Annotated in this window: 22 protein-coding genes and 1 pseudogene; 14 read left to right on the top strand and 9 right to left on the bottom strand. The window is 68.1% G+C overall.

What is annotated here, in order from left to right:
- Positions 1-95 precede the first annotated feature (95 nt).
- The 6 genes and pseudogenes from ASC91_RS23010 to ASC91_RS22985 all read left to right on the top strand — a co-directional run bounded on the left by ASC91_RS23010 (position 96) and on the right by ASC91_RS22985 (position 6,903).
- On the top strand, positions 96-1,547 hold the full coding sequence (locus ASC91_RS23010; RefSeq protein WP_056202614.1) for a peptide MFS transporter: 1,452 nt from the start codon (positions 96-98) through the stop codon (positions 1,545-1,547).
- A gap of 273 nt (positions 1,548-1,820) precedes the next feature.
- The gene (locus tag ASC91_RS23005) at positions 1,821-3,050 is read left to right on the top strand and encodes a cyanophycinase (RefSeq protein WP_056202603.1); all 1,230 of its coding nucleotides are present in this window, start codon (positions 1,821-1,823) and stop codon (positions 3,048-3,050) included.
- A 99-nt stretch (positions 3,051-3,149) separates the two neighbouring features.
- Complete coding sequence (locus ASC91_RS23000; protein ID WP_056202601.1) at positions 3,150-4,238, top strand: substrate-binding domain-containing protein; 1,089 nt, start codon at positions 3,150-3,152, stop codon at positions 4,236-4,238.
- Between the two features lie 117 nt (positions 4,239-4,355).
- Positions 4,356-4,901: pseudogene (locus tag ASC91_RS22995) on the top strand (DUF1003 domain-containing protein); the annotation flags it as partial.
- Positions 4,902-5,347: 446 nt separating this feature from the next.
- Positions 5,348-6,082: a Crp/Fnr family transcriptional regulator gene (locus ASC91_RS22990; RefSeq protein ID WP_056202599.1), complete on the top strand. Its 735-nt coding sequence runs from the start codon at positions 5,348-5,350 to the stop codon at positions 6,080-6,082.
- A 56-nt stretch (positions 6,083-6,138) separates the two neighbouring features.
- Positions 6,139-6,903 (top strand): Crp/Fnr family transcriptional regulator, encoded by a 765-nt coding sequence (locus ASC91_RS22985; RefSeq protein ID WP_082532944.1) that lies wholly within the window; start codon positions 6,139-6,141, stop codon positions 6,901-6,903.
- A gap of 73 nt (positions 6,904-6,976) precedes the next feature.
- Here ASC91_RS22985 and ASC91_RS22980 read toward each other — a convergent pair whose 3' ends face one another.
- Both ASC91_RS22980 and ASC91_RS30805 read right to left on the bottom strand, forming a co-directional pair.
- A complete protein-coding gene (locus ASC91_RS22980; RefSeq protein ID WP_056202596.1) occupies positions 6,977-7,441 on the bottom strand; it encodes a fasciclin domain-containing protein in 465 nt (154 codons plus the stop codon).
- A gap of 83 nt (positions 7,442-7,524) precedes the next feature.
- Positions 7,525-8,361, bottom strand: coding sequence for a beta/gamma crystallin-related protein (locus tag ASC91_RS30805; RefSeq protein WP_056202593.1), 837 nt, complete (start codon positions 8,359-8,361; stop codon positions 7,525-7,527).
- A gap of 194 nt (positions 8,362-8,555) precedes the next feature.
- On the opposite strand from ASC91_RS30805, the gene ASC91_RS22970 reads away from it, so the two are divergent.
- Positions 8,556-9,419 carry a DUF6920 family protein gene (locus ASC91_RS22970; RefSeq protein ID WP_056202590.1) on the top strand — a complete coding sequence of 288 codons (864 nt, stop codon included), beginning with the start codon at positions 8,556-8,558 and terminating at the stop codon, positions 9,417-9,419.
- Between the two features lie 35 nt (positions 9,420-9,454).
- Here ASC91_RS22970 and ASC91_RS29690 read toward each other — a convergent pair whose 3' ends face one another.
- Positions 9,455-9,670 carry a hypothetical protein gene (locus tag ASC91_RS29690; RefSeq protein WP_157282001.1) on the bottom strand — a complete coding sequence of 72 codons (216 nt, stop codon included), beginning with the start codon at positions 9,668-9,670 and terminating at the stop codon, positions 9,455-9,457.
- Positions 9,667-9,819, bottom strand: coding sequence for a hypothetical protein (locus tag ASC91_RS29685; RefSeq protein ID WP_157281998.1), 153 nt, complete (start codon positions 9,817-9,819; stop codon positions 9,667-9,669). Before ASC91_RS29685 ends, ASC91_RS29690 begins: the two co-directional genes overlap by 4 nt.
- Positions 9,820-10,007: 188 nt before the next feature.
- Here ASC91_RS29685 and ASC91_RS22965 point away from each other — a divergent pair, with 188 nt between their 5' ends.
- Positions 10,008-10,295 carry a BON domain-containing protein gene (locus ASC91_RS22965; protein ID WP_082532943.1) on the top strand — a complete coding sequence of 96 codons (288 nt, stop codon included), beginning with the start codon at positions 10,008-10,010 and terminating at the stop codon, positions 10,293-10,295.
- 23 nt (positions 10,296-10,318) lie between these two features.
- Here ASC91_RS22965 and ASC91_RS29035 read toward each other — a convergent pair whose 3' ends face one another.
- Positions 10,319-10,477, bottom strand: a complete 159-nt coding sequence (locus ASC91_RS29035; RefSeq protein ID WP_082532942.1) for a DUF3309 family protein — start codon at positions 10,475-10,477, stop codon at positions 10,319-10,321.
- A gap of 63 nt (positions 10,478-10,540) precedes the next feature.
- Complete coding sequence (locus tag ASC91_RS29680; RefSeq protein ID WP_157281995.1) at positions 10,541-10,687, bottom strand: hypothetical protein; 147 nt, start codon at positions 10,685-10,687, stop codon at positions 10,541-10,543.
- A 401-nt stretch (positions 10,688-11,088) separates the two neighbouring features.
- Here ASC91_RS29680 and ASC91_RS22960 point away from each other — a divergent pair, with 401 nt between their 5' ends.
- Positions 11,089-11,460: a hypothetical protein gene (locus ASC91_RS22960; RefSeq protein ID WP_056202586.1), complete on the top strand. Its 372-nt coding sequence runs from the start codon at positions 11,089-11,091 to the stop codon at positions 11,458-11,460.
- A gap of 11 nt (positions 11,461-11,471) precedes the next feature.
- On the opposite strand, the gene ASC91_RS22955 is transcribed toward ASC91_RS22960, so the two are convergent.
- The 3 genes from ASC91_RS22955 to ASC91_RS22945 form a co-directional block, all read right to left on the bottom strand.
- On the bottom strand, positions 11,472-11,813 hold the full coding sequence (locus ASC91_RS22955) for a hypothetical protein (RefSeq protein ID WP_056202584.1): 342 nt from the start codon (positions 11,811-11,813) through the stop codon (positions 11,472-11,474).
- A gap of 297 nt (positions 11,814-12,110) precedes the next feature.
- Positions 12,111-16,130: an LAGLIDADG family homing endonuclease gene (locus tag ASC91_RS22950; protein ID WP_056202581.1), complete on the bottom strand. Its 4,020-nt coding sequence runs from the start codon at positions 16,128-16,130 to the stop codon at positions 12,111-12,113.
- 67 nt (positions 16,131-16,197) lie between these two features.
- Positions 16,198-16,767 carry a DUF1134 domain-containing protein gene (locus ASC91_RS22945; RefSeq protein ID WP_235532072.1) on the bottom strand — a complete coding sequence of 190 codons (570 nt, stop codon included), beginning with the start codon at positions 16,765-16,767 and terminating at the stop codon, positions 16,198-16,200.
- Between the two features lie 101 nt (positions 16,768-16,868).
- Here ASC91_RS22945 and ASC91_RS22940 point away from each other — a divergent pair, with 101 nt between their 5' ends.
- From ASC91_RS22940 to ASC91_RS22920, 5 genes are read left to right on the top strand one after another with little or no spacing between them, the layout of a single operon-like run.
- Positions 16,869-17,306: a hypothetical protein gene (locus ASC91_RS22940; protein WP_056202576.1), complete on the top strand. Its 438-nt coding sequence runs from the start codon at positions 16,869-16,871 to the stop codon at positions 17,304-17,306.
- 33 nt (positions 17,307-17,339) lie between these two features.
- A complete protein-coding gene (locus ASC91_RS22935) occupies positions 17,340-17,738 on the top strand; it encodes a PilZ domain-containing protein (protein WP_327082894.1) in 399 nt (132 codons plus the stop codon).
- 55 nt (positions 17,739-17,793) lie between these two features.
- Positions 17,794-18,891, top strand: a complete 1,098-nt coding sequence (locus ASC91_RS22930) for a sensor histidine kinase (protein WP_056202570.1) — start codon at positions 17,794-17,796, stop codon at positions 18,889-18,891.
- Positions 18,888-19,940 carry a sensor histidine kinase gene (locus ASC91_RS22925; RefSeq protein WP_157281992.1) on the top strand — a complete coding sequence of 351 codons (1,053 nt, stop codon included), beginning with the start codon at positions 18,888-18,890 and terminating at the stop codon, positions 19,938-19,940. The genes ASC91_RS22930 and ASC91_RS22925 overlap by 4 nt, the downstream gene beginning before the upstream one ends.
- Complete coding sequence (locus ASC91_RS22920; protein WP_056202566.1) at positions 19,937-20,707, top strand: LytTR family DNA-binding domain-containing protein; 771 nt, start codon at positions 19,937-19,939, stop codon at positions 20,705-20,707. Before ASC91_RS22925 ends, ASC91_RS22920 begins: the two co-directional genes overlap by 4 nt.
- The last annotated feature ends 193 nt before the right edge of the window (positions 20,708-20,900 follow it).

The raw sequence follows: 20,900 nt of genomic DNA, 5'->3' as shown, positions 1-20,900 counted from the left end.
CCATGAAACGGTGGTTGTCCAGGGCTGGATGATCGCCGAGGCACGGGATGACACCCACACGAAACCTCGCTTCGCGCCAGGACAATCCGCGCCCCATGAGCCGACTCCAACAACTCCAGGCACGCATTCCCGAAGGGTCTGCCGTGCTCTTCCTGATCCAGGTCTTCGCGACGCTGGGCTTCGCAGTGCTGCAGTTCACGTTGACGCTGTACACCACGCGCCACCACGGGTTTACCAGCGAGCAGGCCGCATTGATCACCGGCGTGTTCGGCGCCTTCAACTATGGGTTGCACCTGTTCGGTGGCTACCTGGGCGGCCGTTTCCTGAGCAACCGCAACCTGTTCGTGGGCGGCATGCTGCTGCAGGTGCTGGGCTGCGGCACCGTCGCTGGCGGCAGCCTGGAAGGCCTGTACTGGGGCATGGCCCTGTTCCTGACCGGCAGCGGCCTGAACGTGACCTGCGTGAACATGATGCTGACGCAGCGCTTCACCCCCGAGGACAACCGCCGCGAGGCCGCCTTCCTGTGGAACTACGCCGGCATGAACGTCGGCTTCTTCATCGGCTTCACGGTGTCGGGCGTGTTCCAGCTCAGTGAGGACTACCCGTCGTTGTTCTGGTTCGCGACGCTGGGCAATGCCGGCGCCATCGCGGTGGCGCTGATTTTCTGGCGCACGCTGGCCGACCGCAACACGCCCCTCGCCCACCGCCGTGGCCTGGCCTTCTGGGGCCGCTTCGCCGCCGGCGCCGCCGTGCTGGTGGGGTTGGTGCCGCTGCTGGTCTGGCTGCTGAAGCAGCCGGGCGACACCGCTATCGGCATGAAGGCCTTCTGCGCGCTGGTGGCCATTGCCCTGGTCGTCATCACGGTTCGCCACCCGGTGCCGGCCGAGAAGCAGCGCATGAAGGCCTATCTTGTGCTGACCCTGGGCTCGCTGGTGTTCTGGTCGCTCTACCAGATGGCCCCGAACGGCCTGCAGCTCTATGCGGTGGGCAATGTGCTGATGAACGTCTGGGGCGTGGCCGTGGCGCCGCAATGGGTGCAGAACATCAACACCGTCACCATCGTCATCGGCGGGCCCCTGCTGGCCGCCCTCTTCACTCGCTGGCGCGCCCGCGGCTGGCCGGTGGACATCCCGATGCAGTTCGCGGCCGCCATCGTGCTGATGGGCCTGGGCTTTCTCGTGCTGCCTGTGGGCATCCACTTTGCCGATGCCTCGGGCCGCTCGGATTTCTCCTGGCTCTTCCTCAGCTATGTGCTGCAGTCGGTGGGCGAGCTGCTGATCTCGCCCATCGGCTACGCCATGATCGGTCGCCTGGCGCCCAGGCAATACCAGGGCGTCATGATGGGCAGCTGGATGCTGGTGACCGGCCTGGCGTCACTGTTCGCGGGCGACTTCTCGGGCGTGGTGTCCCAGCCGGTGGATGGCTCACCGCTGACGACGAATGCCGCCTACGCGACGCTGTTCACGCAGCTCGCCGTCGGCAGCCTGGTCACGGGCGCCGCGCTGTTCGCGCTGCGGCCGTGGCTGCGGCGCCTGATTGGCGCCTGAGCCGCGGCGGCGCACCAGCTTGCAGCGGCCTGTCCAGGGCCTGCCTGCCGTTGCCAAACAGTTGACGCTGCGCATTGCATCAGCGCGGCAACGGCATGACATCCCGTCGTCGCGCCGCTAGGCCGCCACTCAAGGGCGAAGGTCGCGTAGACATGAGCGGCCGCCCAGGCCTGCCGGACGCGCTTCGGGTGCGGCAACCTGCCTTGATGGCATGATTTTCCGCCCGGGCCTGACCCGCTGGTTCAGTCGCCCCGACGCTGACAAGATGGGCGCATGAGATTCCTCGTTGCCCTGCTCCTGTCCGCTGCGCTCGCGCTGAGCGCCACTGCCCATGCCGGCACCGCCATCGTCATCGGTGGCGCCCTGAAGAACGACAACGATGCCGTCTGGCAGCGTATCGTCGATGAGTCCGGCGGCGCCGGCGCTCGCATCGCCGTGTTCGCCACGGCGGCGGCCAACCCGGAGCGCAGCGCCGGCCTCATCGTCGCGGCGCTGAACCGCCGCGGCGCCAATGCCGAGGCCATTCCCGTTGCGCCGCGCCAGAAGGACATCGACCTGCAGGCCAACCTCAACGACCCGGTACTGATCGCCAAGGTCGCGGCCTCGAAAGCCGTGTTCTTCTCCGGCGGCGCGCAGGAGCACATCGTCGACACACTGCAGCCCGGCGGCGAGCCGACGGCCATGCTGCTGGCCATCCGCCAGGTCTTCGACGGCGGCGGCGTCGTGGCCGGCACGAGCGCCGGCGCGGCCATCATGAGCCGCATGATGTTCCGCGACGCACCGGACAACATGCAGGTCCTCAAGGGCCAGTGGCGCGACAGGCGGGAGTTCGACCGCGGCCTGGGCTTCATCGGACCGGACTTGTTCGTCGACCAGCATTTCCTCAAGCGCGGCCGCATCGGCCGCATGCTGCCAGCCATGCGGGCACTCGGCTATACGCTGGGCCTGGGCGTGGAAGAGAACACAGCCGCCGTCGTCAAGGGCAGCGAGGTCGAGATCGTCGGCGCGCGCGGTGCACTGCTGGTGGACCTGTCCGAGGCCAGCGCCGACACCAAGTTGCCGGCCTTCAACCTGCGTGGCGCGCTGATCAGCTACCTGGACCGCGGCGACCGCCACGACCTCAAGACCGGCGTCACGATACCCGCCGCACACAAGCTGCGCGAGCCCAAGATCGACCCGGCCGCGAGCGACTACAAGCCCTATCTGCAGAACGACAACTACTTCCTCGACATCCTGGCCGACAACACCATCGTCACGGCGATGGCCCAGTTGCTGGACGGCCGCGCGCCCGAGGTGCGCGGCCTCGCCTACCGCGCGAAACCCCGCCCCGGCGACCTCTCCCCCGAGCTCGGCTTCGAGTTCCGCCTCTACAAGGGGCCTGGGCTCGTCGGCTGGTTCAGCGGCGCCCTCGGCGGCGAGGACTACACGGTGCTGAAGGCTCGCCTGGACGTCATCCCGGTGCGCATGGCCGTACCGCTGTTCACGCCGCTGGTCGCGAATTGACGGTCGAGCAAGCACTGGCTCGCCGTCGGGCGATGTGATTTACCCGAGGTCCGATGCTCAAGCGCGCATATCGGGCCATGGCAAGTTAGGCTCGCGCCCATGGCCGCCCCTTCTTCCGAACCGCGCTCGGCGCCCCGCCTGCCGCCGCTGTGGCTGTGGCTGCGCCTACCGGTGCTGATCCTGCTCGCTGCCTGCGCGGCCATGGCATCGGCAGCGCAGGCCGAACCGCCGCTATCCGAGGCCCCGAGGCGGGTCGTCTTCCTGGCCCAGGACTTCCGCAACGGCGGCATCACCGCCGTCTACCGTGGCTTCGAGCAGGCCTGCCAGGAACTCGGCTGGACCTTGAGCATCGTCAACGGCAAGGGCGACAAGGCGACGATCAGGCGTCAGTTCGACGAAGCCTTGCGTGCCGGCCCTGACGGCATCGTGCTGGGCGGCTTTGACGAAGCCGATATCGCCGACCGTCTGGCCCTGTCTTCGCGGCCTCTTCCCGTGCTGGTGGGCTGGCACGCGGCCCCGCGCCATGGGTCGACGCCTCATCTGTTCGCCAACGTCAGCACCGACCCCGCGGTCGTGGCCGACATGGCCGCGGCCTTGGTCGCCCAGCCCGGCGGTGCCCGGGCGGGCGTCGTCATCTTCAACGACAGCCGCTTCGACATCGCCAACGTCAAGACCCTGCGCATGCGCGAGGCCTTGTCGCGTTGCGCCTCATGCGAACTGCTCGCCGTGGAAGACCTGCCGATTTCGAACGCCTCCAAGGACATGCCGGCCGCGCTGGAACGGCTGCATCGGCAGTTCGGCACGCGCTGGACCCATGTGCTGGCGATCAACGACGTCTACATGGACTCCATGCACTTTCCGCTGCTGGCCCTGGGCCGCCGCGACGTCGTTGGCATCGCGGCCGGCGACGGCTCACGCACGGCACTGAGCCGCATCCGCTCGGGCCGCTCACAGCAGCTCGCGACCATCGCCGAGCCCACTGGCCAGCAGGGCTGGCAACTGGCCGATGAGCTCAAGCGCGCCTTCGCCAGGCAGCCCCCCAGCGGCCGCGTCGCCCGCCCGATCGCCATCACGACGGAGTTGCTGCGGCAACTCGGGCAATTGGAGGTCGATGACCTGCTGCCTTACCGGGCCGAGTACCGCCAGCAATGGTCGATCAGCCCACCGAGTGCGGCGAAAGCGCCGTAAGCGCCCTGGGATTCGGCCGCCAGCGGCCCGGCCAGGCGCCGTCTTGTGTGCGCCAGCAGACGGTGCGCCGGCCAGGCCGCGGGCAGACTCGCCGTCACCCCCGCTTCCTCGTCCCCCATGTCGCTCCCGCCAGACGATGCCCACGACGCGCAGGCCACCGCCCTGCTGGGCCGGCCGTTTGCGGAACTCGACGTGCGCGCGCAGCGCGTGGCTCGGCATATCGGCCTGCGCCAACCCATCACGCAGCATCCGGAAGCCGCGGCAACCACGCCGCCGACCCGGGGCCAGCGCGCCGCCGATGCGGTCACCGCGTTTGGCGGCTCCTGGCTGTTCGTCAGCCTGTTCGCGGCCGTGATGCTGGTGTGGGTGGGCATGAACGTCGTGTTGCTGGCCGCACGAGGCCAGACCTTCGATCCCTATCCCTTCATCCTGCTCAACCTTTTCCTGTCCATGCTGGCGGCGGTGCAGGCGCCCATCATCCTGATGTCGCAGAACCGCCAGTCCGAGAAGGACCGCGTCACGGCGGGGCATGACTACGAGGTCAACCTCAAGGCCGAACTCGAAATCATGCTGCTGCACGACAAGCTGGATCAGCTGCGCCAGCAGCAATGGAGCGAACTGCTGGCGCTGCAGGCCGAACAGATGCGCCTGCTGGCCGCGCTGGCGGCCGGCCTGCCGCCCATGTGCGACACCGCACAGACGCCGGCGGCCATGCCCTTGCAGCATGGCGGCGCCGTCGGCCCCGCGAACGAGCCTGGGAACCGTGCCTGGTTTGCCCAGCCGTAGCACGGCGGCCGGCGGCGCCTCTGTGCGATAGCGCACGGTCCTACCCAACAGGCACCGTCAGGATCGACGTCTTAGCGGGAGTCAGCCCATGTACGTCGTCCAGCCACGCCCAACGGCGTGGAACCTCCGTTGCTTGCCTGCACCCAGGTGAGCACCTTCATCGGCCCTCGGCTACCGCTGGCGCTGGCGCTGGCGCTGGCGCTGACGCAATAAGGGCGACGCCCCCAGCATGCCAAAAATGTTTATGTGCGATGCCGTACACACGGCAGGCCAGGCGCTGGATAGAGTTGTTGCTTCTAAGTCGCGCCAGCGCGGGAGGATTGATGTCTGCACCGCTTGACGCCCTGGCCCCTCGCAGCAACCGCCTGCTGGCCGCCCTGCCGGGCGAGGAATGGGACCGCTGGGCCGACCAGCTGGAGTTCGTGCCACTGAAACTGGGCCAGGTCATCTACGAGTCCGGCCGGCCACAGAGCCACGTGTATTTCCCCACCACGGCCATCGTGTCGCTGCTCTATGTGCTGGAGGACGGCGCCTCGGCCGAAATCGCCGTGGTGGGCTACGAAGGCGTGGTCGGCGTATCGCTCTTCATGGGCGGCGAGACCACCCCGAGCCGTGCAGTGGTGCAAAGCGCCGGCGGCGCCTTCCGGCTGCGCGCGGCGGCCATCAAGGTGGAGTTCAACCGCTACGGCGTGGGCATGCACCTGCTGCTGCGCTACACGCAGGCGCTGCTGACGCAGATGGCGCAGACGGCGGTCTGCAACCGCCATCATCTGCTGGAGCAGCAGCTGTGCCGCTGGCTGCTGCTCAGCCTGGACCGCATCGCCGGCGAGCAGCTGGTGATGACGCAGGAGCTGATCGCCAATATGCTGGGCGTGCGCCGTGAAGGCGTCACCGAGGCGGCGCTGAACCTGCAAAAGCTCGGCCTGATCGACTACGCGCGGGGCCACATCACCGTGCTGGACCGCGCGGGGCTGGAACAGCGCAGCTGCGAATGCTATGGCGTCGTCAAGCAGGAGTACGACCGGCTGCTGAACTGGCCGGCAATTCCCTTGCCCTGACCCGCAGCGTGTGCTGGCGCACAGCGGCAATCAACAAGTGATGTGCAGACTGGTGCATGACTGCCAACCAGTTGCTCGATCACCTGCCCGCCGCCGAGTTGCGGCGCCTGCTGGCGCAGAGCATTCAGGTGCCCTTGCGCAGCGGGCAGCGGTTGGGCACCCAGGACCAGCCTGCCCGCGTGCTGCTGTTCCCGCTGCAGGGTTTCCTTTCGCTGGTCACGCTCATGGACGCTCACCCGCCGCTGCAGGTGGGCATGGTGGGCTGCGAGGGCGTGGTGGGCGTGCAGTTGCTGCTGGGCGTGGCCACCAGCCCGGTGAGCGTGATGGTGCAGGAGGACGGCCAGGCCTGGAGCCTGACCGCCGCGGCGCTGCGCAGCCAGTTGCCCGACAGCCCGGGGCTGCGCCGGCTGCTGATGCGCTATCTACTGGTGCAGCTGAGGCTTTCAGCGACGGCCGCGGCCTGCCTGCACTTCCATGCCCTGCAGGCGCGGCTGGCACGCTGGCTGCTGATGGGGCAGGACCGAGCGCAGGGCGACGGCTTCGCGGTCACGCAGGAAGGCATGGCCCACCTGCTGGGCGTGCGGCGCGTCGGCGTCACGGTGGCGGCGGGCGCGCTGCAGGAGGCTGGCCTGATCCGCTACCACCGGGGCTGGGTCACGGTCAGCGACCGCGCCGGCCTGGAGGCGGCGGCCTGCGGCTGCTATGCGCAGGACCGGGCGAGCTACCGCGCCGGCATGAAATTCCCCCCTGGAAACGGCGCTCCGCACGCTGACGAACATGCGCCGGTGGCCGCGTTTTCTGCAAGCCACGTCATCCCATGACGCCGCGGAGTTCCCTCATGAGGCCACGCATCCCGCAACTGCACCGGCGGCACTGCGGCAAAGCCGGGACGGGTCAGCTTGCAGCCGGCATCAACACGGTGTCGATCACATGGATGACGCCGTTGGTGGCTTCGATGTCGCGCTCGACGACGCGGGCCTTGTTCACGCGCAGGCCGGCCGGGGTCATGTCGATGGCCAGGTCTTCGCCTTGCAGCGACTTCAGCGTGGCGGGCTGGCCGCCCGCCGCAGCGGCCTTCACATGGCCCGCCACCACGTGCAGCAGCAGGATGGCCGTCAGCCTGGCCTTGCTCTCGGGCTTGAGCAGGTCGACCAGCTCGTTCCTGGCGAGCTTGTCGAAGGCCTTGTCGTTGGGTGCGAAGAAGGTGTAAGGCCCCGAGCCGTCGAGCACGTCGGCCAGGCCGGCGGCCTTGACGGCCGCCATCAGGTGCTTGAAGTGGCCGGTCCTGTGGACCGTGGCCAGCAGGTTGTCCTGCAGGGCGGCCTTGCTCGGGTTGTTGGTGACGACGGCGGCAATCATGAGAGCTTTCTGGTGGAGGGATGCATGCAAATGCTGCCCCTCAGGATTGCCGGGGTCTGTGCGCTGGAGCACCCGCCCGTGGTTCAGGCGCGCGGTTCGCCGTTGGCATTGACCGTCACGGTGGCGCCGGGCGGCGTGGCAACCTGCATGTGGTGCTGCTGGCCGCGGAAGTTGTAGGTCACGTCCCAGTAGGCAGGGTTCTGCGCAACCGGCCGGTCATCGCAGCGCTGCACGTCGCGGGTCACCACCGATTCGCCACTGTTGTTGCGGCCGATGTTGTTGCCCACCACGCCACCGGCCACTGCACCGCCGGCCGTGGCCAGCACTCGCCCCGTGCCGCCGCCGACCTGATGGCCGAGGATGCCGCCAATGACCGCGCCGATGACGGTGCCGGGCACGCTGTTGTCGCTGCGGCGGCCGTCGCCGACCTGCTCACGCTCCGTCCAGCAGCGCCGCTGGCCGGACTCGCCGTAGATCGCCCGCACATCGCTCACGGTCGCCTGGTACAGGCGCTCGCGGTCGCGGCGGCGGTAGTCGGCCGGCACGCTCGGGTAGGGCGCATAGCTCAACTCGTCATCGCGGGCATTGCGCTGCACGGCGCGCACCGACGAGATCTGCTCGTCCAGCCCCATGGCTTCGAGCGACGGGTACTGGCCGGGTCGCAGCACGCGGCAACGGCCCGAGTAGCGCTGGTCCACGCAGACCTCCCAGCGCTGGCTGCGCACCACCACCGACGAGGCCCTGTCGTTGAAGTTGTTGCTCCTGAAATTGCTGACGCTGCCGTTGCTGGTCATGGAGCGGCCCTGGAAGTTGGCCTGCTCATAAAAGGTGATCTGCGCCAGCGCGGGCGTGCTGGCCGAAAGGGCCAGCAGCAGGCCAAGGGCGTTGCGGCGCAGGGAGTGTGTTTGGGGGGTATGCATGGCGTTCTCCGGTGTCGGGGCGAGGCCCGTGAGGAAAGTCTGTGCCGTGTCGGGCAACCCGTCTGTACGGTGGCGGACCCAGCCGGCGCTGAAGCACTGACGCGCGAGCGCTCCAGTGTTCGGCAGCGCACAGACCGTTGGCCCAGGCTCGGCGAGCCTTGCGCCCCTTCACCCGACAAACCGGCAAACACCGCATGGACTGGCTGCTCGCCGCTTTTGTCCTTCTCGCCGCCCTGGCCCTCGCGATCACGCTGCTGCTGGGAGCGCGTCGCCAGCGCCGCTGGCGCTCACGGTCCAGCGCGCTGATCGCCAAGCTCAATGCCGAGCCAGGCCCGGCGGGCGTCACCCATTTCGACCCCGCGGAACTCATCCATTTGCCGGCACCGGTGCAGCGCTATCTGCGCATCGCGCTGACCGCCGGCCAGCCACTGGTGCGCGGCGTGAGGTTGACGCAGAGCGGCTTCCTCAACCTGTCGGCCGCCGGCGACCGTTGGCAGCCCTTCACGGCCGAGCAGCAGGTCGCCACGCGCGGACCGGGCTTTCTGTGGAATGCCCGTGTCGGGCTGTTCTCCGGCCTGAGCGTGCGCGTGCAGGACAGCTATCTGGCCGGCGCGGGCCTGCTGCATGCGGCCCTGCTTGGCGCGCTCGACATGGCTCGCCAGCAGGGCGGGGGCGAGCTGGCGCGCGGGGAGCTGATGCGTTTCCTGGCCGAGGCGCCCTGGTACCCCACGGCCCTGCTGCCCAGCCAGGGCGTGAGCTGGGCGGCGGTGGACGCGCGCCAAGCCGATGCCACGCTGGCCGACGGCACCGTCTCGGTGACGCTGCGCTTCAAGTTCGGCGATGCCGGCCTGGTGGACACGGTGCGCGCCGAGGCGCGCGGGCGCAAGGTGGGCCGGATGACTGAAATGGCCCCCTGGGAAGGGCGCTGGAAGGAGTGGACGACCCGCGACGGCATGCGCGTGCCTCTGGCCGGCGAGGTGGCCTGGCTGCTGCTCAGCGGGCGCCAGACCTATTGGCGCGGACGCCTGGGCAAGCTGCGCTACCGCTTCAGCGCTTGATGGGGGCGGGTCCTTGTGGCTTCCTTGTCGGAGCCCTAGGCCAAGGCGACGAATGCCTGCCCGAGCAGGCCACCCATCAGCACCGCGCCCAGGCCGATCAGGAACACCCAGGGCGAACGGCGTCTGGCCATGCTCAGGAAGCTTTCCTCGCGGCAAGCTGGTGGGTCTTCGTTGCGGTAGATGGGGACGGGCGGGCCGTCGGTGCGCATGCGAACGCGAGCCGAAGGATCGGCTTGGAGGGTGGCGTTCATCGCGACCCCTTCTGGCCCTTGCGGCCGGCGTGCTTGTGGCGCTCGGGCATGTGGGCCGACGGCTTGGGCAGCTCGGGCTTGATATCCAGCACGGGCGGGTGGCCGGCGGGTTCCGCGGGCTTGTTCTTGGCCTTCATCGACTGCTTCATGGGGTGCTCCGGCATTGAGGTCCAGGCGACGAAGGATTTCTGGCCAGGACTGCCCAGACCTTAGGGCGGCCGCGCGCGCTTGACTGTGCGGCAGCGCACCCGTGGCATGCCGCGCTGTGTGCGCCGCCGCACAGACCCGTCGTAGCGCACGCGTCCAAGCTCCTCCTGCCCTTGCTGCACAGGCCCCCATGAAAGCAGAGCCACAGCGCCGTTCGCCCGCGATGCCCGCACCCAGCGATGCCGATCTCGCCTACATGGCGCAGGCGGCATTGACGTGGAACCCGTCTCTGCCCCCGGGGACGGTCCGGGCCAGCGTTGAAGCCGGCTGGCTGACCTTGTCGGGTGAAGTGCGCTGGCACTGCCAGCGCCAGGACGCGGTCAATTGCGTGCGCCATCTGCCCGGTCTTGCCGGCGTCAACAACTGCATCACGGTGCAACCGTTAGTGCCGCAAGCGCCCTTCAGGGACACGACCTGAAGCGTGGAAGGCATGAGGCGCGCCTACAACCGGCCCATCAGCCAGAGCACGATGAGGATCAGCAGCAGCAAGCCGATGCCGCCCGAGGGCATATAGCCCCAACTGCGGCTGTGCGGCCAGGTCGGAAAGGCGCCGACCAGCAGCAGGATCAGCACGATCAAAAGAATGGTTGAGATGCTCATGACGTTCTCCTTGAGCGAAGGCGCTCGGCCTGATTCATGCCGACGCCGCCGAAGCGGCGGGTGTCACGACGACAACGGCGGCGGCCCCGGTTCGCCCGCAGGGCCGGGGGCGACGATGACCGTGGGCGGTGGTTCATTGCGCTGGCAACCGCCCAGCAGCAGCGCCAGCATGGGCAAGCACAGGGCCAGCGCTGTTGAGCGTGAAGACATGAAGATTCCTTTGCGACAGACCACACCGGGAGGTGCTCCAGCGCAAGGTAGCCACGCGATGCGGTCGTGTCGGTGCGGTAGCGCACCAGAGGTGCACCGGCAGTTCGGACTACCCCGCTGCCGGCCCGCCGGTATGTAAGCGGCTCAACGTCCTACAGCCACGCGCTGGCGCTGAGGACATTGTTGAGGGGCGCTCAAGGTTGAGCAGTGCAGGTCTCAGGCATGAGAACCCCCTTCCGACTGAACGTGCCGAATTGGTTCGACAACCTCGGCTCCGAGTTGCTCCGGTCGCACGCGGCGCCGAGGCCGCTGTGGCGTCGCGCCATTGAACAGCGCCGTAGAACGCGCCGACTGGCGCCGGCGGCCACCACTCGCACGCAACCACCACTGCCGGCACGCCCATGAGCGGCTTCTGGATCTCCACGCCCTTCTCCCAGGAGCCGCGCATCGTGCTGGTCCGCTGGCGGGCCTGGGAGGTGCAGGTGCCCAGCTACGACGCCCCCACCTGGCATCTCGTCGGCTACATCGAGGACGAGCACTGCGCCAAGGTCTCGTCGGCCGTGGCCTTTGTGCACATCGACACCGAGGAAGTGACCACCAAGACGGGCCGCACCTATGCGCTCAACGGGCCGCCCAGCATCGATGCCGACGCGGCTCATCTCTGGGACAGCTGGCGCAAACAGCATGGCGCCGTGGTGCTGCGGGAGGTCACGACGGATGTGCTGGATGGGCGGCAGCCGGTGGCGGTGAACTTGATCCAGCCGCCGGGATAGTCTCCTTCCGTTTACCGGCGTGCCTTGAGGCCTGCCCAGGCCCCATAAATGGCCGCGGGGATGGTGACGAGGGTCGCCAGCGCCGTGAACCAAGCCGACTGCGCCGCGTCGGAGAGCAGCAAGCCGGTGGCAATGCTCAGTACACCGAACGCAGCTGCGTGCCAGTACGGCACGGTTGGAGCCAGGCGGGCGCAGATTGCGCCACCCATGGCAGTCGTCAACGTCCCGAGCACAAAGACAACTGCCAAGTACTCGGGTTGGGCGGGAAGCGCAGCGACATCAGCCGACGTCGAAACACTGCCTGGCCAAAGAGCAAGGACGGCAAAGCCCGAGACCATGTCCAAGGCGAGCATGCTGATGAGCCCGACTGCAAGGGCTCGTAAATTGAGGCGAGGTAACTCCATTGATTCCCTGTTGGCAAACCGAAGCGCCCGGCGCGGGCGCCTGAAGCCGCTATTCCTTGACGATTCGTCGGGCTGGCCAAGTCGGCGAGACCATCTCCGCGGCCACGCGGCTTTGCGGCCGCCCGCCCCTATTCCTCGAGGCGCTCTCGAGAATGCGAGGCCTCCCGGCGCTTCGAGCCAGCGACTGCCTTCGCCGGCAACCTCATGGCCCGCGGGTACTTTCACAAATTGGTGCAGCGCACACTCTCACCCGCACTGCCCCACATAGCCACACGCCGTACAAAAATCGCAGCCGTCCTTGTGGATCATGGTCGCGTTGCCGCATTCCGGACAGGGCTTGCCGGCCTGGACTTGCAGGGTGCCAGCGGCCGCCGCGAGCTTGGGTGCGGGCGTCTGCAGCAGGCCCATGTCGCTCAGTGGCTGGCCGGCTTCGTCGAGGATGCCGAGCATCGCGTAGCGATGGATGACGAGGCGGGCCACATAAGCCACGGTCGAAGGCCAGACCTGCTGGCGGCGCTCACCGTTCAGTGACGGCACCGGCGCCATGAAGTGGCCCAGCGGCTCGCCGACATTGAGCAGCTTGCGCAGCTTCATCGCGATCCAGCCGGGGTCCATCACGCGCATGTCCAGCGACAGCAGTCGCGCCAGGCCGTCCAGGGCCTTGGGGTAATTGCCCGAGAAGCCCATCGCGCACGGCCGCATGACGCTGCCGCCTTCGGGCGTGGGCAGCACCACTTCCTTCAGCGTCAGTGTGAACTGCTCGTTGGTGGCTGGGTTGTCCACGTCCACCGCCCAGGCCAGGGTGCCGGACACGCCGGTGCGCGGCTCGTTGCGGCTGAACATGGCGTCCACCACGGGCGTGGCGCCGCCTTCGGCCAACGCGCCGAGCTGCTCGCAGCGCCAGCGGATGACGGCCGCCGTCGCGGCGACGACGCCGGGGAAAAGGCGCTTCTCACCGCTGGGCGGCATGGGCATCTCGAAGGCGCGCTCCTCGGCGACTGTCGCGAGCGCATCGAGCTTGAGGCGCAGCCAGGCCGCATCGTTGGTGCGCAGATCCATGGACAGGGTCTTGGCCAGAGCCGACAGGCCACGCGGTTGCTCGGCGCCGTTGACCCAGACCTCAAAGGGCAGGTTGCGGCCGAACAGGCCGGCGTCAGGCCCCTCCAGCGGCAGCTCGCCGATGAAGAGGGCGAAGTCGCCGTGCGGGTGCTGGATCAGATAGCTCCAGGCCGGGTTGCCGCCGGGCATGTCGGGGCGGCTGGGCCAGCGCAGCGAGGCCACCACCGCATTGGGCAGGCGCTCCACGCGCAAGCGCTGGTTGGCGCCGCCGACGTCGGCTCGCAATGGCTCCGGTTGCTTGACCTCGGGCGTGACCGACAGCACCGAACCCAGCACGCTGTTGGGCCGATAGGTGGCCAGGCCCTTGAGCTTGGTTTGCCAGGCCTGGATGTAGAGGTTCTGGAAGTCCTCGTACGGATAGTCGGCCGGCACATTGACCGTCTTGCTGATCGACGTGTCGATGTACGGGGCGACGGCCGCGACCATGGAGGCATGGTCGGCCGCGCTCAGTTCGAGTGCGGTGACGAAGGCATCGCTCAGCGGCGCGTCGGCGCCGAACAGGTGGCGGTACAGCCGCCAGGCATGGTCCTCGACCGCGTATTCCTTGAAGCCACCGCCCTCGGTCTGCGGCAGGCGCTTCTTGCGCGTGTAGGTCCACGAGAAGGCCGGCTCGATGCCATTGCTCGCGTTGTCGGCAAAGGCCAGGCTGATGGTGCCGGTGGGCGCGATGGACAAGAGGTGGGAGTTGCGCAGACCTTGCGAACGGATCTTGTCCTTCAACCCCTGCGGCAGGCGCGACGCAAAGCTGCCGCCGGAGAGATACAAGTCGGCATTGAACAGCGGGAAGCTGCCTCGCTCGGCGGCGATGTCACTCGAAGCCGAATAGGACGCGTCGCGCATGAGCTCGCTGATATGGCTGGCCATGTCACGCGCCTCTTGCGTGTCGTAGCGCAGGTTCAGCATGACGAGGGCATCGCCCAGGCCCGTGAAGCCCAGGCCGACACGGCGCTTGTTGGACGCCTCCTGCGCCTGTGCGGGCAGCGGCCACGGCGTCACGTCGAGCACGTTGTCCAACATGCGCGTGGCCACGGCCACGACCTCGGCAAAACCGGCTTCATCAAACGCGGGCTTGGCGCTGAAGGGGTCGCGCACAAAGCGCGTCAGGTCGATGGAGCCGAGGCAGCAGCAGCCGTAGGGCGGAAGTGGCTGTTCGGCGCATTGCCCGGTCACCAGGCCATTGAAGATGACCGTGTTGCCGTCGGCTTGCGTCGTGTCGTAGACGGGCTCGATGCCGGCAGCCTCGATGGATGTGATCTTCGCGGCGAAGCGCTGGGTCTTCAGCAGCGCCTTGCCTTCAACCCAGGCCTCGTACTTCTCTCGCTTGGTTGGTAGCAGGAAGCCGACTTCGCGCATGAAGACTTCGCGCGACTCGCCATCGACGATCAGCTCATGCAGCGTCTGGCAGAGATAGTCGCGTCGGCCACCGTGGCCATCCGGCAGGCTGCGCGCGCCGCCTTGGCGCCGCTCGTGAATGCGCGAGAACACGCCGAAGTTGGCGAGCAGCACCTGCACGTCCTGCAGCAGGCGCCGATGAATGGACGACAGCCGCACCGAGCAGCTCTGGCTGAACGAAGACACATTGACCGTGCCGTCGGTCTGGAACAGCGCGCGCAGATAACCGCGCATGCAGTCCTCGCTGCCCTGCCAGACGACCTCGGGCACGGCCAGCTTGGTCTTCGCGTTGAAGCCATAGCCGTCCAGCACGCGGGCCAGCATGATGGAGCGAATCATCACCAGATTGCGTTCGGCAATGGCGACCGGCTTGACGTGGTACTCACGCGGTGCCTGAGCGATGCCAGCAATCAAGGTGTTGACGAAGCCGGCGATGCCGTCGGCAAGCTGGCGCTCTTCGTTCCACAGGTTGACGACTGCGGCCTGCTCGCCCTTGCCGCGGTTGGTGAAATGGCCGTCGCCGGTGATCAAGCCGAGCAATGTGCCAAGTGCCTCGCTACCCTGGGCACCGAACTGGCCCTTGCCGGACTGCACCCACAGCTCGTCGCCCGGCTTCAACTCGGACAGCTTGAGCTTGCCGCGTGCTGTGTAGAACTCGTGCCAGGCCGTTGCCTTGATCTCATAGCCTTCGGCCGTCGTGACCTTGAAGACCTCGGCCTGGCCGGCGCTCAGGAAGGCGGGTACGGCGGGGCGAACCACGGTGCCGCGTTCTTCGGCGCCAAGGGCGCGCCGGTCCACCGTGCAATCCAACGCCGCGCCATTGGCTTGCAGCCAGGCGATGGGCACAAGGCCGTGCTGGGTCGCCAGCCGCGTATCGCCCGTCACGCACGGGTTGGTCGCCGCAATCGTCTCGCAGTAATGCAGGTTGTTGTCAGCGTTGATGCGGTCCAGGAAGAGCACGCCCGGCTCGGCGTGGTCGTAGGTGGAGCGCATGACCTGGTCCCACAGCTCGCGGGCGCGCACCTTGCGGTAGACCCACTGGCCGTCGCCGCGCTGGTAGGCGCCGGCCTCGATCTGCTCGGCGCTGGGCTGGGCCTTGTGCGCCAGCTCCACCGTGCCGTCGGCCTGCACGGCTTCCATGAAGGCGTCGGTCACGCCGATGGAGATGTTGAAGTTGCGCAGGTCGCCCTGGTCCTTGGCGTGGATGAAGGCCTCGATGTCGGGGTGGTCGCAGCGCAGCACACCCATCTGCGCGCCGCGGCGGCTGCCGGCGCTCTCCACCGTCTCGCAGGATCGATCAAACACGCGCATGTAGCTGATAGGGCCGGAGGCGTGGCTGCGCGTGGAGCCGACCCAGGCACCCATCGGGCGGATGCGGCTGAAGTCGTAGCCGACGCCGCCACCGCGGCGCATGGTCTCGGCAGCTTCGGTCAACGCGGTATAGATGCCGGGCACGCCGTCCTCGGGCGTGGCGATGGAGTCGCCCACCGGCTGCACGAAGCAGTTGATCAGCGTGGCCGACAGCTCGGTGCCGGCGGCGGACATGATGCGGCCGGCCGGCACGAAGCCACGCTTTTGCGCGTCGAGGAAGGCCGCCGTCCAGTGGGCGCGGTCGGCCGGCTTCTCGGCCTGGGCGAGGGCGCGGGCGACGCGCTCACGCAGTTCGTCGGGCGTCTGCTCGCCGCCCTTGGCGTATTTCTCGATCAGAACTTCGCTGGAAATGTCCTGCACGGACAGGTCGTTGGTGGTGCTCACGTTGGCCCCGGAAAATGCTGTACAAAAATACAGTCTACGCCTGCCGGCGCGGACGCGGAATGGCCGCTCAGAACGGGTTGATGCTCTTCTCGCGGCGGTAGTGGATGTAGCCGACGCTGGCCCCGGCGCGCAGGCCCACGCCCAGGCGGATGGGCGCCAGCGTGATGCCATTCAGGCGCTGGTAATTGATGCCGGCGCCGCCGATGTAGTAAAGGCTGCCGTCCACACCGGGAAAGCGCTGGTAGATCGCGCTGGCCTTGGGCAGCTTGTAGACCAGCGTGAAGACCTTGGACGCATTGGCGCCCAGGTCGAAGCCGATGGACGGGCCGGCCCAGTAGACCCTGGACGCGCCGCCGCCCTTCATCAGCAACTCGCCGTCGCCATAGCGCAGGCCCACGGTGATGGCGGCGGCGGCTTCCTCGCCCTTGATGTAGGCATTGGGCCGCCCTTGCTCCTTGAAGGCTTTCTCGATGACCTTGGCCAGGCCCTCCGTCGTCTGGCCGAAGAAATCGGTGGCAGCCTTGAGGACGGACTCCTCGTCATAGGTGCCGTCCTTGTCATCCGCGGCAAAAGCAGGCACAGCCGCAGCAGATGCCAGGGCTGCGAGGTGTTGCAGATGCTGGCGACGATCGATCACGGCAGCTCTCCTTGAGGCCCTCATTGGAGGGGCCAGCATAAACAAAACAGCGTGAAGTTTGGCCGCCCGTTGCCCCTTCACACAACCTAGACTCGACGATCATGTCGTCCAACCCCGACCTCCAGCGGCTGTCCGCCGCCCTCGAATACGCCGACCTCGCCGCCGGCCTCTATCTGGCGGGCGGGGCCGACCAGGCCGCCCGGCTGCTGGCCGCCGCGGCCGAGCAGCAGCTCGGTGATCTGGTCAGGCTCATTGATGCCCCCAGCGCAACGGTCGACACCCGCGAGCTGCTGGCCCGCATCGCGCGGGCGCACCGGCCCGCCGTGGTCGCGCCACGCCAGGCCCAGCAGGAGCGCGGCTGGGATGACTCCCCGGTCGAAATCGACGGCACCCGCGACGAAATCGTCGCCCTGCTGCGCGCCGCCTGGTTCATGCTGGAAGCCATGGGCCTGGCCTCGCTGGCGCCGGAGCGGCTGCAGCAGGCGGTGGAGCACAGCACCGTCTTCAGCAGCAGTGCCGCGCTGGAACCTTTCATCTAGGATCGGCCGAACCCATTCGCCCGGGCTCGCCCGATCAGGGAGACCATCATCAGCACCGAACGCCGCCAATTCACCCGCGTCGCCTTCGCCTCGGGCGCCGAGCTGATCACGACCCAGGAACACCTGCGCTGCCAGGTGCTGGATATTTCCCTCAAGGGCGTTCTGCTGCAACTGCCGGCCGGTCACCCGCCGCAGGTCGGCATGCCCTGCCTCGTCAAGCTCCCCCTCGGCGCCGGCGCCCCGGGAGACATCGTCATCTCGATGGCGGGCGAGCTGGCCCATGTCGAGGGCAGCCATGCCGGCGTGCTGTGCCGCAGCATCGACATCGAGTCCATCACCCATCTGCGCCGCCTCATCGAAGTGAACCTCGGCGATCCATCGGCATCGGAGCGGGAACTCAAGGCGCTGATTGCCGCGGCCGGCAGCCCCTGAGGGCAGTTCGTCGCATCCCACACCGGGCGGCGATGGCCCACCGAGAATCGCCCGAATGGAGGACCTCAGCCCGCTGCAAGCCTTTCGCCGCGTCTGCAATCTGCGCATGCTGGCGGGCGTCTACTACTTCTGCCTGTTCTACGCCATTTCGCGCGCGCTGACCTGGTTCGGCGAGGGCGACGGGGGCCTGGACGACGCCCTCTTCGACCTGATCCGTTTCAGCCGCCAATGCCTGCTGACCGGCATCTCCCTGCTGCTGATGGTGGCCCTGGCCGAAGCGCTGCTGGCCGGCCGGCACTGGAAGCTGCCTGCCGCGCTGACGGTGCAGGCCGGCGCCGTCGGTTTCGGCGCGGCCCTCGGCACCTGGCTGCGCTATGCAGTCTCGTCGATGGGCGACCCCGGCAACAAGGTCAAGCCCGCCTGGGTGATGTCCACCGTCTTGCTGTGGGCCCTGCTCGGCGGTATCGCCTATGCGCTGCTGCTCGTCAGCCGCGCCCAGCGCCAGGGCCGCGACGAGCTGACCCGGCTGTTCCGCGAGCGCGAGGCGCTCAAGACGCAGCAGACCGAGGCTCAGCTGTCGGCGCTGAACGCCCAGATCGAGCCCCACTTCCTGTTCAACACGTTGGCCAACGTCAAGCGCCTGTACGAGACCCAGCCCGAGCGTGGCCGCAACATGCTGGTGGCCCTGATCGCCTACCTGCGCGCTGCCCTGCCCGGCATGCGCCGGCATGAATCCACGCTGGCCGAAGAGCTGGAGCTGGTGCGCCACTACCTCGCCATCCTGCAGATGCGCATGGGCGAGCGCCTGTCCTTCGACATCAGCGCGCCGCCCGAGCTGTTGACGGCCCGCCTGCCGACGCTGGTGCTGCCGACGCTGGTGGAGAACGCCATCAAGCACGGCCTGTCGCCGCTGCCCGAGGGTGGGCGCATCGAGATCCGCGCTGCACACGCGGCCGAAGGCGGCCTGACCGTCGAGGTGGCCGACAACGGCCAGGGCTTCGGCACGGCCAGCGGCGGCGCCGGCGTCGGCCTGGCCAACACGCGCGCACGGCTTGCGGCGCGTTTTGGCGACATGGCCACGCTGGCTCTGGAGGCCGTCCAGCCGCGCGGCGTCGTGGCCCGCGTGCATCTGCCGGCAGAAGCTCTGGTATGAATGCATTGCGTCATGTGCTGCAGTCCTGGCGCTCCCTGAGCCTGAACGAGGCCCTGGTCTTCGTCAGCGCGGCCCTGCTGTTCGGCGCCATCGACCTGACCTCGCTGCTGGAACTGCGTGTCGGCGACCAACTGCCCCAGGTGCTGGCCCGCCAGCTCAGCCTGCCCCTGGTCAGCTGCGCCGTGCTGCTGCTGTGCTGGCTGCCGGCCGCGCGCAGCAGCCCCATCCACCCGGCGCGCCGCCAGCGCCTCGTGGCGGCCACCTTGCTGGGCTCCGTGCTGGCCATGGCCGTCATCTACCCGCTGGCCGCCGCCCTGCCCTGGCCGTCGCTGTGCGACATCTATGCCCAGACCCACGGCAAGATGAAGTGCACGATGTTCCGCGTCAACGCCGTCATCGGCGACACGCTGTGGGTCTTCATGCCGGCACTGATGATCGTCGGCGTGCTGGAGTTCCGCACGCTGCGCCGCCGCCAGGACCAGGCCGCGCAGGACCTGCTGCGTGAGCACAGCCAGCTGCGCCGCCACGCGCTGGCCTCGCGCCTGGCCGCCCTGCAGGCCCAGGTCGACCCGGCCTTGCTGTTCGACGCCCTCGTCTCCGTCGAGCAGGCCTATGGCCGCGAGGACCCGACCGCCAGCGCGCGGCTGGAGCGGTTGATCCGCCATCTGCGCGTGGCCCTGCCGCGGCTTCGCGACGCCGGCGCCACGCTGGGCAGCGAGGCCGAGTTGATCGCCAGCTACCTTGACCTTCTGCGCGATCTCAACGGCGACCCGCCCGCCTTCGACTGCGAACTCGGCCCGCACGGCGCGACCCAGCTGCCACCGATGCTGCTGCTGCCCCTGGTCCAGCGTGCGGTGCGGCTGGGTCACCCAAGCCGCTGCTGGCTCAGCGTCAATGGCAGCATCACGCTGGGCTTCGACCAGGAGGGCCTGTGCAGCGATGACGCCGACCTCGCGTCGCTGCGCGAGCGCCTGGCGGTGCTTGGCGCGAAACTTGTCTGCACGAGTGGCAATGGCCGCACCGAATTCACCTTAGAACTTTCTGCATGAGCCTGTTTGCCCCCACCGCCGTCGTTGCCGAGGACGAAGCCGCGCTGCGTGGCGAACTCGTCGAGCAGCTCGGCAAGCTCTGGCCCGAACTCAGCATCGTCGGCGAAGCTGCCGATGGCCTGGAGGCCTTGCGCCTGCTGGACCGGCACCAGCCCGACATTCTTTTCCTCGACATCGAGATGCCCGGCGCCACCGGCATCGACGTGGCCCGCCAGGTCAATGGCCGTGCCCATGTCGTCTTCGTGACGGCCTATGACCAGTACGCCATCGCCGCCTTCGACCAGGGCGCCGTCGACTACCTGCTCAAGCCGCTGGCCGGCGCGCGCCTGTTCACGGCCATCTCGCGGTTGAAGGCGCGGCTGGGGCAGGCACCGGCCCAGCTCGGTGGCGTGCTCGACGAGCTTGTCGCTCGCCCCGCCGCCACACCGTCTGCCGCGCGCGCACCGCTTCGCTGGATCAACGCCTCGGTGGGCCAGACGCTGCGCCTCATCACGGTCGACGAGGTCATGTTCTTCCAGAGCGACAACAAGTACACGCGGCTGGGGCTGAAGGACGGCGAGGCCTTGATCCGCAAGCCGCTGAAGGAGCTCATCGACGAGCTCGACCCGCAGCAGTTCTGGCAGATCCACCGCTCGACGCTGGTCAATGTGAACTCGATTGCCACGGTCAGCCGGGACTTTCGGGGAAGGATGCAGATCAAGTTGAAGCATGGAGCGGAGATGCTGTTGGTGGCGGAGAGCTGTGCGCATCTGTTTCGGCAGATGTGAGGGTGGGGTGGGTTGCTTTTGCGGAGAGCGCGTCTGCTCGATGCATTGCCGGGGGTCCGTCCCGGCGGCCGGGTAACTTTCTTCTGCGGGGCTGTATAGACCGGGGACATAGGTAACGGGTGTGCCAGGACATGGGTAACGCTTTCGGGGTTTAGAAGCCCCGGAAGAAGCCCATGGTCTGGACGGAGAAGAG

The organism is Pelomonas sp. Root1237 (genome assembly GCF_001425055.1).
Taxonomy (GTDB): Bacteria; Pseudomonadota; Gammaproteobacteria; order Burkholderiales; family Burkholderiaceae_C; genus Pelomonas.
This window is presented reverse-complemented; position numbering and strand designations above follow the sequence as displayed.